Below are 14,407 nucleotides of genomic sequence, written 5' to 3'. Positions count from 1 at the left end.
GTTATATTAAGGTTAATAATAAAGATTACTGAGGATTATGTAATTTATTACATAATCCTCCCTAAATATACTTAGTATTTATTAGTTATTTAAATTTTTCAGGAAACTGCTTTATTATTCCATCAGTAAGTATATCTGCAAACTTAATCATGTGATCTTCACCTTGGTCAAAGGCTGTAATGTCTGCATTCCAATCTTTATTTAATCTAGCTACAACTTGAGTTGCAATAAAATCCAAATGTTCATGGAGCATATCTTTTAGAGTTTTATTTGAATAGTTTGGATTAGCGGAACTTAAAAAATCAGCTATTTGGTCAGCATTTTCATACCATAACTTATTATATTTTTCAAAATCAGCTTCATTTCCACTTTTAGCGGCACCAACAACTTGTTCGGCAAGTTTTATATGTTCTCTCAATAGAGTGGCAAGTTTATTTCCAGCTTCTTCTCCATAGTAAGGCTTAATTGAATTTCCAATATCATCTTGGTTTTTAAAAAGTCTTTCTGATACAGCACTGCTATCTTCAAGTGAAGCTAAGGCACTTACAATATCACTTCTAGTCCATAGAACATGATCTATCCAAAGTCTTCTTTCTGCCATTCTTAAATCACAAGTAGCTTTGTTATAAGGTATATCTTTACATTCTTTATTTTCTAAAGCCTGAACTTTAACTGGTGCTAAGATTAAAGAAAATAAAAATAATGGGAATAATAAATTTTTAAAAAGTTTCTTCATTAATACATACTCCTTTATTCAGTTTATTTCGATTTTATTTTGTTCAAGGTAGTATATATATATACATAAGTAGTATTTATTTTATTTAAATAGAAACCATAGTTTTATAATATTCATTAAGTATTGTAAAAAGAAAAATAACTTAAATTGCGAAAACATAGAAATTGAAAAATTAGAAGAGATAATTGAAAATAAGTAATAGTTTTGATTTAAACTAAAGAAATAAAAAAAGAAATCCTTAACTTAGGATTTCTTTTTTTTATATAAAGTGAAAATTCCCTTGGTAGCAATTGCTATTATTCCTATAAAAATAAATAAATAACCAATAGGTATTAAAAAGAAGTATGGTTCATAAAGAAATCCATCTGGTAATACTGTACTTGGTGCTAAAGAAGAACCTATAAAGCAAAATATTCCTAAAATAAATGGTAAGATATAAAATAATTTTTTCATTGATAAAATCTCCTTTCAATTTATAACTATATAATAAATCACAATCGAAGATAAATCAACAAAATTTTATTGTTTTTCGATAAAAATATATTATTAATAATAATTGAGCATAAGTTAAACGTTGATGTGGTTATAATGATATAGTATAATTAGATGCAAAAAAATATGTTTGGAGTAAATATTATGTCATTAGAAAAGATGTTTGAAAAAGAACTTATTAAGAAATGTGAAATAGCAGAAAAAGAGTGTGCTTGCACTCAAAAGAGACTTTTATTAACAATAGAAAAGTTTGGTGGAGTAAGAACAGTTCAAGAGATTTTACGTAAAGGTAGGGTTTCAGATGGATTTGATAAATTACAAAAGGCAAACCGTTTAGATCTTACAATGGAAGCTACTATTGTTGAAAGTAAGTATAGTGAACTTTTTACAGACGATGAAGTAAATAGTTGTCACGAGCTACTTTGTGAATATGGATATTATAAATAAAGGCTCTTTAGGTTGGTGTTAATTTAAAATAGCGCCTAAATAAAAAAAGAGACCGCATAAAAACTTATTAATAAAACTTATAAAATAACTACAATGTAGCTAACGTTCCATTGTATAAGTTCAAGAATCTAAAACAAAATTTAGACTTTCACTTAAAATTCAGTAATTCTCTGAATGTATTTATAAGTTCTATTAAGTTATTTGGTGCGGTCTTTTTTGTTTATTAAAAGCTTTGAATATTTACTTGGTTTATACCATTAATTATTTGAACAAGTTCACTAGGAGACTCGGGTAAACTATTTTCTAACCAAGTTTCAATAATTGAAATACAACCTCCAACAGAATATCTCATATAGTAGTTAGCAATTGTCTTATTAGTTAGACTAGGATTATTAATTATTTGCCCTATATCTATTTGATTTGCAATATTTAAAATACGATTCAATATGCTACTGTCTCTTTGATTACAAAATAGCACTTTACATAAATCTTTATTTTCTTTAATTAATTCAAGTACTTTAAGAAGTAATAAACTATTATATTCTTCTACTGGAATTTCTTTTATGTATCTTAAAATTTGATCAAATAATTCATCTTCCATAGACTGAAGTAAATCAAAAGCATCTTTGTAATGAGTATAGAATGTTCCTCTATTAATATCTGCTTTTTTGCATATATCAGTAACAGTAACTTGATGGATTTCTTTAGTTTTAAGTAATTCTATTAAACTTTCCTTAATCACTTTTTTTGTATATAAAGTTCTACGATTTCCCTTAACACCTGCCATATTATAAATCTCCTTTTAATTTATATATTTTAAGAAGTTGTTTGTCTTAAGATAAAAATCAACACTCACTTAGAATATAGTTTGGATAATTTAATGTTAAATGTTATTAAATGAACAAATTAACCTGTAATGTGTATTTAATAACGTTAAGAATTTATGTGATTATTGTTAATAAATCCTTCTTAATTTATACTATTTATTGTAATATTAAATGAACAAAGTGTCTATTTAATAACTTTAAGTATATAGTAATTTTTTAAAAATGCAATAGATAGTTATTGGAGGTATAAGATGGCATATATAGATGTAATTGATGTATATAAAAGATATAAAATTGGAGAAAACACCGTTGTAGCTAATAATGGCATTAACTTTTCTATTAATAAAGGAGAGTTTGTTGTTATTTTAGGACCAAGTGGTGCAGGAAAATCGACTACACTTAACATTCTAGGCGGAATGGATAGCTGTGATGAAGGTAAAATAGTTATTGATGAAACTGATATATCTAAATTTAGTAATAGAGAACTTACTAAGTATAGAAGATATGACGTTGGTTTTGTATTTCAGTTTTACAACTTAGTACAAAACTTAACTGCAAAAGAGAATGTAGAACTTGCCACTCAAATTTCAAATAATGCATTAGATGTAGATAAAACTTTAGAGATAGTAGGGCTTGGACATAGAAAAGATAACTTCCCAGCACAATTATCTGGTGGAGAACAACAAAGAGTTTCTATTGCTAGAGCCATTGCAAAAAATCCAAAACTTTTACTTTGTGATGAGCCAACAGGTGCCTTAGATTATAGTACAGGTAAGCAAATTTTAAAAATACTACAAGACACATGTAGAAAAATAGGAACTACAGTTATAATAATAACTCATAACTCAGCAATAGCACCTATGGCTGATAAGGTTATTAAGATTAATGATGCAAAAGTGAGAAGTGTTGAGGTTAATCCTAATCCAATCTCAGTTGAGGAAATAGAATGGTAGGAGTGAATTGTTTTAGATGAAGGCATATAAAAAATCTATAGTAAGAGAAATTCTATCATCAAAAGCCAGATTCTTTTCTATAATGGTAATTATCTTTTTAGGTGTTGCCTTTTATTCTGGAATAAAATCAGCAGGTCCAGACATGAATAGAACTATAAATAGTTTCTATAGTAGTCAAAATCTTATGGATAGTAAGATTGTATCAACCTTAGGATTAACTGATAAAGATTTAAATCTACTTAAGAATAATGACAAAATATTAGATTATTATGGTACTCATAGCATAGATGCCAATCTTACTAACATGAGTAATGTAGTTAGATTCATGGAGTATGATGGAAAAAGTAATATAAATAACTTTGTTGTTTTAGAAGGTAGATTACCAGAAAAAAGTGGTGAAATAGCTTTAGATGAAAGAGCATTTAAGTTAAATAAGGACTTAAAAATCGGTGATGAGTTTGTAATTGACACTGATGAAGATACAATGAAGAACTTTAAGGAGAATAAGTTTAAAATTGTTGGAATTGTAAAAAGCCCAATGTATATTGAAAAAGAGTCAAGGGGAGCAACCCCTGTTGGAAAAGGAACTATTGATTATTTTGGAGTATTAAATAGCTCTGACATAAAAATGAATGCTTATACTGAAATATATGTAAGATTTAAGAATGTACAAGGTCTTGATGCTTATGGAAATGAGTATAAAAATTTAATGGAAGAAAACAATAATTACCTTGAAGATTTATATTCTAATAGAGGAGTAGAAAGAGTTGAAGAAATAAAAGCAGAGGCTCAAAAGGAATTTGACAAGGCTTATGAAGAGTTAAATGAGAATGAAAACTTGCTTTTAGATAAAGAAAAAGAATTACAAGATGGAAAAGCACAGTTAGCTGAAGGGAAAAAACAATATAATGAGAAAAAGTTAGAGTTTGAAAATGGAATTAAATCTGGAGAAGCAAATATTCTAACTGGTGAAAAGAAAATTGAAGAAGGGCAAGCTGAGATTAACAAACAAAAAGCCAATATTCAAGAGGGAGAAAGTCAGTTAAATAAGGCTAAGGATACCATTGATAATAGTAGACAAGAATTTTTAAATCAGGGAATTAATCCAGATGAAAGTACAAGTGAATTACAAGGTAAGGTAGAAAATCTAAAAAAACTATCTGGAACAATGACTTTACTTTCTAGTGATATAAAAAATACAGTTAAAAACCTTCCAGAAAATGAACCAATACCTGCTGAGAAAATTCAGTATTGGAAAGGGATAATAGCTAACTTAGGATCAAGTGAGTTAAGTGGAGCATTAGAAGGATTAGAAAAGAATCCTGAAAACAAAAATATTGCTATGGGAATTGCTGCTTCCTTAGATGAAAGTGTTAAATCAATTAATGATAATACTTCAAAATTACAAGTATTATTAGGTGGAATCACTAAATATCAAGAGGGAAAATCACAGTATGAGAATCAATTAGCAGTATTTAATGCTGGAAAAACTAAGCTTGAAGAAGCTCAAAAGCAATTAGATAATAGTAGAGCTGAATTAGCTAAGGGAAAAAAATCTCTTGAAGAGGGAAAAGTTACAGGAGACAGAGAGCTTAATAAGGCAAAGACTAAGTTAGATGAATCAGAAGCTAAGCTAGCAGAGGGTGAAAAAGCCATAGCTGAAAATAAAGAAAAGCTAGCTGAGGGAAGAAAAGAAATTGAAGAAAAAGAAAAGTCAACTTTAAGTGATTTAGGTGAATGTAACTATTATGTATTTGATAGAACTGACAATCCAGGATATTCAGGATATAAGGATTCAATTAATAGTTTAGATAGCATTGCATCAGTGTTACCAGTATTTTTCTTTATAGTAGCAGTCTTAATTTGTTTAACAACAATGACAAGGATGGTAGAAGAAAAGAGAATAGAAATAGGTACTATGAAGGCTTTAGGATATGGTGATTTTAAAATATCTTTAAAATTTGTAATATATGCAGCATTAGCAAGTATATTAGGATGCATACTAGGAATATTAGTTGGAAGTAATATTTTACCGAATATAATTAGTAGTGCTTATGAAAGTGTATATAACTTACCAAAAGTAACTACATATTACTATCCATCTTATATAATTCAGGCCTTAGTAATATCAATACTATGCACAGTTGGAGCAGCCTTATTTGTTGTAAGAGTTGAATTAAAAAACAAACCATCTAACCTTATGAGATCAAAGGCTCCAAAGTTAGGTAAGAAGATATTAATAGAAAGAATTACACCATTATGGAAAAGATTGAACTTCAATCAAAAAGTAACTCTTAGAAATCTTTTCAGATATAAACAGCGTATGCTTATGACTATCTTTGGTATTGCTGGATGTATGGCACTTCTTGTTACTGGATTTGGACTTAAGGATTCAAATAGTGGAATGGTAGAAAAACAATTTGATAAGTTATGGAAGTATGAAACTATGGTAGTCTTTGGGGATAATCCTACTGAGGCAGAGATTCAAAAGTATAACGATACTTTAAAAGAATTACCTGGATATGAAAGTAACTTAAGAATGCACCAAGAGTCAGTAACCTTTAGTAAGGAAGGCATGAATAAGCAAACAGTTAGTCTTTACGTACCACAAAATAAAGATGAATTAGATCAGTTTATAGTGCTAAATGATAGGGTTTCAGGTGAAAAATATGAGGTGCCAAATGAGGGCGTTGTAATAAATGAAAAGTTAGGAAAACTTTTAGGAGTATCTGTAGGAGATACAATAACATTTAAGGATGATGATAACAACCCTCATGAGGTTAAAGTAGAAGCAATAGCAGAAAATTACCTTATGCATTCAATGTATATGTCACCATCATATTATGAAAAAGTATTTGGAAAGAAACCTGTATATAACACAGATCTTTTAAACTTTGATAAAGATAAAATGAATAAAGATGAAATCTCTTCAAAACTTATGGAATGTGAAGATGTTGTAAATGTAACAATGACATCACAAATAGAAAAGACAACAGAAGAGTCAGCAGCTAACATGAACGTAGTAATGTTAGTAATAATCTTATCAGCAGGATGTCTAGCTTTTGTAGTACTATACAATCTAAACAATATAAATGTATCAGAGCGTATAAGAGAACTATCAACAATAAAAGTTCTTGGATTCTTTGATGATGAAGTAACAATGTATATATTAAGAGAGAATATAATATTAACCTTATTAGGAATACTGGCAGGTTCAGCCCTAGGAAAGATGCTACATGCCTTTATAATAAGAACATCAGAAACTGATACAATGATGATGTACCCTAAGATATTTATAACTAGTTATATATTTTCAGCGTTAATAACTATACTTTTCACAGTGATAGTTATGATACTTATGCATGTTAAGTTAAGAAAAGTTAATATGATTGATGCATTGAAGTCAAATGAATAAGGATTTAGTAAGTCATAAGCTATCTAGCTTATGGCTTATTTTTATTTAAGAATAATTTATTAGATCGAATAATTTAATTAATAGTAATAAAATATTAATTAAAGATATTAGAGTAAAGTATAAAGAAAAGGATGGAAGAGGTATGAGTGGTTATATAGATATACAAGGCAAAAAATATCTTTATAAAGTTGATTATAAAGGTAATGAAATATTGAGAAATAGTTTTAATGAGTTGGCTGAAAAAACATTTGGTATTAATTTTGAAAAGTGGTATAAAGAAGGCTATTGGAGTGAAAGTTATATACCATATTCTTTAGTTTACAATAACAAAGTTGTTGCTAATGTTTCTGTAAGTATTATGGACGTAATGATTCAAGGAAATGAGAAAAGATATATACAAATAGGAACCGTTATGACAGATGAGGAATTTAGGAATAAGGGATTAAGTAGATTTCTTATGGAGAAAATCATAGAAGAATGGGAAGATAAATGTGATTGCATACATCTTTATGCAAATGATAGTGTTCTTGATTTTTATCCTAAGTTTGGATTTGAAAAGTATAATGAGTATCAATATTCAATAAATAGGGTTAAAGAAAAATCAAAAGAAAAGGTAAGAAAACTAAATATAAATGATACAAGTGATAAAGATATTTTTACTGAGATTATTAATAATAGAATTTCTATATCCAAGCTTCATGTTAAAAATAATAGTTTTCTAATAATGTTTTATTGTTTAGATTTCATGAAAGAAAATATATACTATATTGAGAATTTTAATACTGTTGTTATATGTGAATATGATAAAGATGTATTATATGTGCAAGAAATATTTTCAACACAAGAAATAGATTTAGATAAGGTTATTAATATGTTAATGAAAGAAGAAACTAAGAAAATAGTTTTAGGATTTACCCCTAATAATACAGCTTGTTATGAAGAGAACTTAGTAAATGAAGAGGATACTACATTATTTATAAGAGCTAAAAAAGAAGCTCCATTTAAAACAGAAAAGTTGATGTTTCCAATATTATCACATGCATAATAAGAAAGGTATAGATTAAATTCTATACCTTTCTTATTTATGTTTAGTTGATATTTTTACGATAAGTGTTAACAAATAAGAAATATTAAACAAATTATTGTTACTCAAAAGGAAAAATGAGTACTATAAAGAAATATTATGTAGACATAGAGATTAACATAAAATAAATTCTAATGGTAGATAGGAGAAGTTATGAGAGATGTAAAGATAGAAGTAAATAAAAATCTTGAACTAATGAATATAATTCTACTTACAAGCAGATATAAGGAAATTTTAAGTGAAAAGTTTGGTTTTAATGTGGATTTTGTAGATCACTCTAATGAAAAGTATATAAGGGATATAAAAGATTACTTTCAAAAATACTCTAATCATGAGATTTATAAAAAGTTAGAAGAAATGATTCAGAAAGGTTTTTTCTTGGGAAGACCTATGGTATTTTCTTTGGCTTTAGATGATGAAAAAGAGTCAGAATTTAAGTATGAATTGAGTGATTTCAATATAGAAATGAGTGGGGGAAAAGATAACTTAGAAGAGTTTAGAGTTTTATTTAATTCTTTTAAAGAAACTACAAAATTTGATGAGTTTTTTTCTAGAATTGAAGACTACTATAAAGATGATTTAGAATACTTTAGAAGTATTTTAGAAAAATATCATTTTATTAAGAAAATAGAAGAATTTACAGGAAAGAAAAATACTAACTATAATTTTGTTATGAGTAATTTATCTAAATATAACTTTGGTTTAGATTTAAAAAAGGATGAAGAAAAGTATATAAATGTTGTATTCAATTTAAGTATTTGGTTAGGAGATACGATTTTTGTTTCTAATGATTATGATATATGTAATCTGATTTTTCATGAGTTAAGTCATCCTATAGTAAATCCCCTAACTGAGAAAAACTTAGAATTAGTGAATGAACATAAAGGAGTATATGAAGAACTTGAAAAATATAAATCTACATTCTGTGGTTATGGTGATTGGGAAGAGTGTGTAAATGAACATATAGTACGAGCCATAGCAATACATTTAAGCAAAAAATACTTTAAGGATGATTTCACTAATAAAAGAATTGAATATGATTATAACTTAGGATATAGGTATATTAAAGGTATGATTAAAAAGTTAGATTATTATGAAGAAAATAAGAGCCAATACAAATCAATAGAAAGCTTTTACTCAGAGTTATTAAAAGCTTTTTTAGAATAATTAACAATGATTCGTATCATACTAAAATGAGTTTTTTATAAAGTTATTAGTATTACTGGAGTAGTAGCTATTTATTTCAGAAAGTACAGGACCATAAGCAATACTTAAGTATTAAGGAAATTAGATTCAATAAATATAATTATAATTGATAATTAGTAAAATATATAAGTAAAGAAGTATTCTAATCAGTGTATTAAATCTGGATATTTCAATATAGAAAGTATTGTTAACAATGAAACTGTACTTAAAATAAGGTAAAGATAATGTAGTTAAAGACAAAATATTGTTTTAATTTCAATTATTTATAAAAAATAATTGAAAAAAGGTTGCAATTAATTAAATACTATGTTATTATAAAATAGTAGCAGAGTTGCTAACAAAAAAGTTTCATTTAGGTAAATAGTTTCTCAAAAATTAGAGATTATTATATCAATTTAGAATCTTTAATTTTAGGAGGAATGTTTATGTCAGATAAAACATTAAAATGCAGAGATTGTGGAAGTGAATTTGTATTTTCAGTAGGAGAACAAGAATTCTACAAAGAAAAAGGATTTGAAAATGAGCCAACAAGATGTATATCTTGTAGAAGAGCTAAGAAAGAGCAAAATAGAAGATAATTTTAGGTTGTTATAGGTTGTAGTTTAAACTACAACCTTTTTTAGTATAAAAAAATAAAATAACTATTGTAAAAACCTTACTTATAATACGGAGAACCGTATCATAAGTAAATGAGGTTTATAGTCTTAACTATTGATATTACTTGGTTAAGACTATTTTTATGTATGAAAATAACGTGTCATAAGTAACAGGAAATAATTAGTGTTAAGAGTGGTTCTTATAGTAGTTAATTAAATGTGTATTATATAATTTAGATAAGATTATTAGTATATTAAGATTATAGAATATTGGAGTTGTTATTAAGAAAAAATATAATATTAATATATAGACTTAATGAATAGAAAATATTTATATATTTAGGAAAGAAATTAGAATTTGACGGAGGTAAAGTCATATGAAGAAATTCAACTCGTTTATGCTGTTTGGCATTTTTCTTTTGCTGTATGCTCTTCTGTGTTCTTATGCATTGATTTTCAAGTATGTTTCACCATTAGAACTGTTCAGCTCAAACAGAGAGTATATTCGAAGCGCTAATGTAATACCATTTCACACTATATACAGCTATTTGTCAGGTATGCTGAACGTTCCTCCAATTGTTGTTGTAAGTAATATACTTGGAAATATCATATTGTTTGTCCCTCTAGGAATTTATTTACAGTTATTAAAGAAAAATAAAAAAATATGGATAAGCATAATGATTGTATTCTTAATTGCCTTGTTTGTTGAAATGTTTCAGCTTATTTTGGGACTTGGTGCTGCTGATATTGATGATGTTATTCTTAATTGTTTAGGTGGCTTAATTGGAATATTAATATATATAGGGTTGTGTAAATTCTTAAAAGATGAGGAAAAAGTTCGTACAGTTATTGTATTGTTAGGGTTTATTGTTATTTTAATTCCGATTTTGGTTACAACTATATTGGGTTTTCGGTTTCGATTAGGTTAATATTTTTTATGAAATATGTTTTGACCAAAATAAGTATAATGTAAGGTTATAGATTTTAGTTTAGATAATAGATAAATATAATTAGAACATTAAGAAACATCACTTACTACTATTACGGAGAACCATATCACAAGTACGGATATATTTTATATAAAAAATATTTAAGATAGTCTTAGCGGTCTAATACACGAGATATTTGAAGGAGAATATTTGAATGGAATTAAAACTACGTAAAGCTAAAGAAAATGAAGCAACATTTTTACAAAATTTTGCAAAAGATATTATCAATAAAAATTATAGAACTTTTCTTGGAGATGATGCAGTAGACTACTTTATTGAAAGTGGAGCATCAGATGAGTATATGTTAGAAAACATAAATGATACAATAGTAGCTTTATTGCAAGATCAGATTGTTGGAATATGTATATGTAAGGAAAATCTCATTGATTTAATAATGGTTCATAGTGAAATGCATAGACAAGGAATTGGAAGTGATTTTATGAATAGAATTAGTGAGGAACTTTTAAAAACATATGATAAAATTTACTTGGAAAGCTTTGAAAATAATTTGAAGGCAAATAGTTTTTACTATAAGAATGGGTGGAATAAAGATAAAATTATATTTGATGAAGAAGTTGGAGCTAATAAAATATATTATTCTAAATATTAAAGAGGTTTTATTAATATTGATATTATCATAAAGAGGAATTTCAAGATATTTAAAGATTTTTTAGAATAATAAATGTTAAAGCGTATCTGATGAGAACTAAAATAAGTAAAAAGAATAATTAAAGGCCAAAAATAACTAACTTTTTAGATGAAGAAGATATAAATGAAAGAATCATTGAAAAGGTACAAGCTTACAAAGGTGATGGTCATAATTCCATAGGAATAATAACAAAAAATATTGAAGAAGCACATAGAGTATACAATCATTTAAGGAATAAAATTGACGTTAAAATGATTGTAAATGAGGATGATGAATATATTAATGATATTTTAGTTATTCCAGCATACCTTGCTAAGGGGTTAGAGTTTGATGTAGTTATGATATATAATGCTAGTGACTTAATGTATAAGGATGAAGATGATAGATTGCTGCTCTATACAGCGTGCACAAGAGCACTTCATATTTTGGATGTATTTCACTTAGGAAATATATCACCATTATTAAAATATTAAGCTATTATTAGGGGGAAATATGGGAAACTTAGTTTTTAAGGAAGATTTTATTCCAAGAGATAAAGATATATTATATTTATATAATGATGTTGGGTGGAGTTCATATACTAAAGATATAGATACATTAATGAAATCAATTGAAAATTCATTAAAAGTAATAACCGTTTGGGACAAGGCTTTATTAGTAGCTCTAATAAGGGTTGTAGGAGACGGACATTCCATAATTTATATTCAAGATATTTTAGTATTACGAAAGTATCAAAATAAGGGAATAGGAAAAATATTGGTAGAAATTATTCTAGATAAATATAAAAATACTAGGCAAAAAGTACTTTTAACAGATAAGCAGATAAGACTATTTCATTTTATAAAAAGGTTGGGTTCTCTATGTCAGAAGAATTTGGATGTGTGGCATTTGTAAAATTCAGTAAGTAAATTCTTTTTCATAACAAGTCCGTTTCATTAAAGACTAAATTATATCAATATACTTATTTGATTATTTTGTAACAAATATTAACAAAGAAAAAATGATGAAGTGATATAGAAGGAAAAGAGTTGTAATAAAGAAATTATATATATAGATATTAATATAAAATAAGTGTAAATGTAAAAAGAATAATATAAATGCTCTTGAACTTAGTTAATAAATATTATTTCTGAATTATAAAATAGGGGGCTAAAATGTATACAATTGGGCAAGTTGCAAAGTTTTTGGGGATATCACGGGATACTTTAAAGTTTTATGAAGAGAAAAATCTAATTAATCCAATGCAAGATGAAGAGAATGGATATAGGAAATATAATGTTATTGATATTAATGAAGTAATAACAATTAATTTTTATAGAGATATAGATATAGAAGTTAAAAAGATACAAGAAATTAAAAAAAGTGAGAGCTTAGATACAATAGAATCTATATTAGATGAGAAACAACAAAAGCTTAAAGAAGAAATAGAGTATAAGCAAGTACTTCTAAAACGTATAGAGGGTATTAAAGAAAATTTTGAATCTATAAAAACAAGCTTAAATAACATGAATATCAGAGAAATGAAGCCAATAGTAATAACAAGTGAAATAAATATGAAAAAGGACGTTGCAGAGACTTATGGTGAAATATTAAATAAATATGATTATTCTATAAGATTAAAAAAAGCTGTAAGTTTATCTGGAATTTCAAGAATAGTTTATTTTAATAATGAAGCGATAACAAAAGAGAGATATGTTTTCTATGAGAGAGTGTATGAGAATGTAGATGAGACAAGAGAAGTTATTTCTTATCCAAAGTGTTTATATATAGTAATAGCAATTCCTATAAACCATGAAGAAAGCACAGATAATATAGATGAAAAGATGGGAGCTGCTATTTTTGAAACGGCTAATGAACTTGGATATAAAGCTAAAGGAGTAGCTTTTATAAATTTATTATTTAATGGATATAAAGATAAAGGAAACATTCAATATTTAGAAGTATATGCACCAGTTGAGTAAAAGTGGATTTATGCCACTTTTATTTTTTTGAAAAAACTATTGACCTAGGAGTTACCCCTACCTTTAAACTAAAAAATGTAAAAAGAAATATTCAAATTAATATAAGGAGATAGTTATTGATGAATATATTAGAGGTTAATGGTTTAAAGAAAAAATATGATGATAAATATGTAGTTAAAGGGATTTCATTTGAACTAAAAGATGGAGAGATATTAGGTTTCTTAGGACCTAATGGAGTGGGAAAAAGTACAACAATAAATATTATTTCAACAGCATTAAGAGCTACTGATGGGCAGATAAAGTTTATGGATAAAGATATATTAGAGAATAAATTAACTTATAAATCTGCAATGGGAATTGTGCCTCAAAGCTTAGCTATATTTGAAAATATAAGTGCAATTGAAAATGTAAAATATTTTGCAAGTTTTTATGGGTTAAAAGGAAAAGAATTAAGAAAAAAATCAGAAGAAGCATTAGGTATGGTAGGCCTTTTAGATAGGGCAAAGGATTTACCAAAAACTTATTCTGGAGGTATGAAAAGAAGGTTAAATATAGCCTGTGCCTTAGCTCATGAACCAAAGATTTTAATTTTAGATGAACCTACAGTTGGGATTGATCCACAATCAAGAAATCATATTTTAGAGTCAATTAAGAAGTTAAGGGAAAAAGGAACAACTATTATATATACAACTCACTACATGGAAGAGGTTGAAGCCATATGTGACAGAGTTCTTATTATGGACGAAGGAGTAATAATAGCTGAAGGAACCTTAGATGAGTTAAAAAACAATATAGAAGAAGGTATTGTTTATAGTATATCTGGAGATGAAATTGAAAATATAGAAAAAACAATATTTGATTCAATGGAAGGAATAAATAATGTTGAAGTGAAGGAGTCATTATTAATAAGCACCATGAAGGATTCTAATAACCTAGATAAAATAATACTAAAGCTTATTGAAGAAAATGTAAAAATTAAAAGTATATCAACAGAAGAAGAAAGTTTAGAAACTGTATTTCTAAAATTAACAGGAAAATCTTTAAGAGATTAG

General features: G+C 26.8%; 15 protein-coding genes. 12 read left to right on the top strand and 3 right to left on the bottom strand.

Annotated features, from left to right (window positions below; genetic code table 11):
• Positions 1 to 85: 85 nt before the first annotated feature.
• The gene (locus OIF33_RS10175) at positions 86 to 736 is read right to left on the bottom strand and encodes a glycosyltransferase (protein ID WP_322504139.1); all 651 of its coding nucleotides are present in this window, start codon (positions 734 to 736) and stop codon (positions 86 to 88) included.
• 243 nt (positions 737 to 979) lie between these two features.
• Positions 980 to 1,189: a DUF3955 domain-containing protein gene (locus OIF33_RS10170; RefSeq protein WP_322504138.1), complete on the bottom strand. Its 210-nt coding sequence runs from the start codon at positions 1,187 to 1,189 to the stop codon at positions 980 to 982.
• 183 nt (positions 1,190 to 1,372) lie between these two features.
• Here OIF33_RS10170 and OIF33_RS10165 point away from each other — a divergent pair, with 183 nt between their 5' ends.
• Positions 1,373 to 1,675 (top strand): hypothetical protein, encoded by a 303-nt coding sequence (locus tag OIF33_RS10165; RefSeq protein ID WP_322504137.1) that lies wholly within the window; start codon positions 1,373 to 1,375, stop codon positions 1,673 to 1,675.
• 223 nt (positions 1,676 to 1,898) lie between these two features.
• Here OIF33_RS10165 and OIF33_RS10160 read toward each other — a convergent pair whose 3' ends face one another.
• Entirely contained in the window at positions 1,899 to 2,462 is a 564-nt protein-coding gene (locus OIF33_RS10160; RefSeq protein WP_322504136.1) for a TetR/AcrR family transcriptional regulator, read from the bottom strand.
• A 291-nt stretch (positions 2,463 to 2,753) separates the two neighbouring features.
• On the opposite strand from OIF33_RS10160, the gene OIF33_RS10155 reads away from it, so the two are divergent.
• The 11 genes from OIF33_RS10155 to OIF33_RS10105 all read left to right on the top strand — a co-directional run bounded on the left by OIF33_RS10155 (position 2,754) and on the right by OIF33_RS10105 (position 14,407).
• Positions 2,754 to 3,455 (top strand): ABC transporter ATP-binding protein, encoded by a 702-nt coding sequence (locus OIF33_RS10155; protein WP_322504135.1) that lies wholly within the window; start codon positions 2,754 to 2,756, stop codon positions 3,453 to 3,455.
• A 16-nt stretch (positions 3,456 to 3,471) separates the two neighbouring features.
• On the top strand, positions 3,472 to 6,870 hold the full coding sequence (locus tag OIF33_RS10150; RefSeq protein ID WP_322504134.1) for an FtsX-like permease family protein: 3,399 nt from the start codon (positions 3,472 to 3,474) through the stop codon (positions 6,868 to 6,870).
• A gap of 142 nt (positions 6,871 to 7,012) precedes the next feature.
• Positions 7,013 to 7,915 carry a GNAT family N-acetyltransferase gene (locus OIF33_RS10145; RefSeq protein WP_322504133.1) on the top strand — a complete coding sequence of 301 codons (903 nt, stop codon included), beginning with the start codon at positions 7,013 to 7,015 and terminating at the stop codon, positions 7,913 to 7,915.
• Positions 7,916 to 8,107: 192 nt separating this feature from the next.
• The gene (locus OIF33_RS10140; protein WP_322504132.1) at positions 8,108 to 9,121 is read left to right on the top strand and encodes a DUF4932 domain-containing protein; all 1,014 of its coding nucleotides are present in this window, start codon (positions 8,108 to 8,110) and stop codon (positions 9,119 to 9,121) included.
• A gap of 464 nt (positions 9,122 to 9,585) precedes the next feature.
• A complete protein-coding gene (locus OIF33_RS10135; RefSeq protein ID WP_003479686.1) occupies positions 9,586 to 9,738 on the top strand; it encodes a zinc-ribbon domain-containing protein in 153 nt (50 codons plus the stop codon).
• A 395-nt stretch (positions 9,739 to 10,133) separates the two neighbouring features.
• A complete protein-coding gene (locus OIF33_RS10130) occupies positions 10,134 to 10,685 on the top strand; it encodes a VanZ family protein (RefSeq protein ID WP_322504131.1) in 552 nt (183 codons plus the stop codon).
• A gap of 214 nt (positions 10,686 to 10,899) precedes the next feature.
• Positions 10,900 to 11,355 carry a GNAT family N-acetyltransferase gene (locus OIF33_RS10125; RefSeq protein WP_322504130.1) on the top strand — a complete coding sequence of 152 codons (456 nt, stop codon included), beginning with the start codon at positions 10,900 to 10,902 and terminating at the stop codon, positions 11,353 to 11,355.
• Between the two features lie 290 nt (positions 11,356 to 11,645).
• Positions 11,646 to 11,867, top strand: coding sequence for an ATP-binding domain-containing protein (locus OIF33_RS10120; RefSeq protein ID WP_322504129.1), 222 nt, complete (start codon positions 11,646 to 11,648; stop codon positions 11,865 to 11,867).
• A 19-nt stretch (positions 11,868 to 11,886) separates the two neighbouring features.
• A complete protein-coding gene (locus tag OIF33_RS10115; RefSeq protein ID WP_322504128.1) occupies positions 11,887 to 12,288 on the top strand; it encodes a GNAT family N-acetyltransferase in 402 nt (133 codons plus the stop codon).
• Positions 12,289 to 12,548: 260 nt separating this feature from the next.
• Complete coding sequence (locus OIF33_RS10110) at positions 12,549 to 13,355, top strand: MerR family transcriptional regulator (RefSeq protein WP_322504127.1); 807 nt, start codon at positions 12,549 to 12,551, stop codon at positions 13,353 to 13,355.
• Between the two features lie 116 nt (positions 13,356 to 13,471).
• Positions 13,472 to 14,407 (top strand): ABC transporter ATP-binding protein, encoded by a 936-nt coding sequence (locus OIF33_RS10105; protein WP_322504126.1) that lies wholly within the window; start codon positions 13,472 to 13,474, stop codon positions 14,405 to 14,407.

Source organism: Clostridium sp. LIBA-8841, assembly GCF_034439435.1.
In the GTDB taxonomy this organism is placed as follows: domain Bacteria; phylum Bacillota; class Clostridia; order Clostridiales; family Clostridiaceae; genus Sarcina.
The sequence above is the reverse complement of the archived record's forward strand: the minus strand, read 5'-3'. Positions and strand labels throughout refer to the sequence as shown.

Excerpts from the sequence above, each read along its gene's own strand:
- OIF33_RS10130 (WP_322504131.1), top strand. The coding sequence starts at position 10,134 with ATGAAGAAATTCAACTCGTTTATGCTGTTTGGCATTTTTCTTTTGCTG.
- OIF33_RS10175 (WP_322504139.1), bottom strand. The coding sequence starts at position 736 with ATGAAGAAACTTTTTAAAAATTTATTATTCCCATTATTTTTATTTTCT.
- OIF33_RS10140 (WP_322504132.1), top strand. The coding sequence starts at position 8,108 with ATGAGAGATGTAAAGATAGAAGTAAATAAAAATCTTGAACTAATGAAT.
- OIF33_RS10170 (WP_322504138.1), bottom strand. The coding sequence starts at position 1,189 with ATGAAAAAATTATTTTATATCTTACCATTTATTTTAGGAATATTTTGC.
- OIF33_RS10150 (WP_322504134.1), top strand. The coding sequence starts at position 3,472 with ATGAAGGCATATAAAAAATCTATAGTAAGAGAAATTCTATCATCAAAA.
- OIF33_RS10110 (WP_322504127.1), top strand. The coding sequence starts at position 12,549 with ATGTATACAATTGGGCAAGTTGCAAAGTTTTTGGGGATATCACGGGAT.
- OIF33_RS10115 (WP_322504128.1), top strand. The coding sequence starts at position 11,887 with ATGGGAAACTTAGTTTTTAAGGAAGATTTTATTCCAAGAGATAAAGAT.
- OIF33_RS10120 (WP_322504129.1), top strand. The coding sequence starts at position 11,646 with ATGATTGTAAATGAGGATGATGAATATATTAATGATATTTTAGTTATT.
- OIF33_RS10135 (WP_003479686.1), top strand. The coding sequence starts at position 9,586 with ATGTCAGATAAAACATTAAAATGCAGAGATTGTGGAAGTGAATTTGTA.
- OIF33_RS10160 (WP_322504136.1), bottom strand. The coding sequence starts at position 2,462 with ATGGCAGGTGTTAAGGGAAATCGTAGAACTTTATATACAAAAAAAGTG.
- OIF33_RS10165 (WP_322504137.1), top strand. The coding sequence starts at position 1,373 with ATGTCATTAGAAAAGATGTTTGAAAAAGAACTTATTAAGAAATGTGAA.
- OIF33_RS10155 (WP_322504135.1), top strand. The coding sequence starts at position 2,754 with ATGGCATATATAGATGTAATTGATGTATATAAAAGATATAAAATTGGA.
- OIF33_RS10145 (WP_322504133.1), top strand. The coding sequence starts at position 7,013 with ATGAGTGGTTATATAGATATACAAGGCAAAAAATATCTTTATAAAGTT.
- OIF33_RS10125 (WP_322504130.1), top strand. The coding sequence starts at position 10,900 with ATGGAATTAAAACTACGTAAAGCTAAAGAAAATGAAGCAACATTTTTA.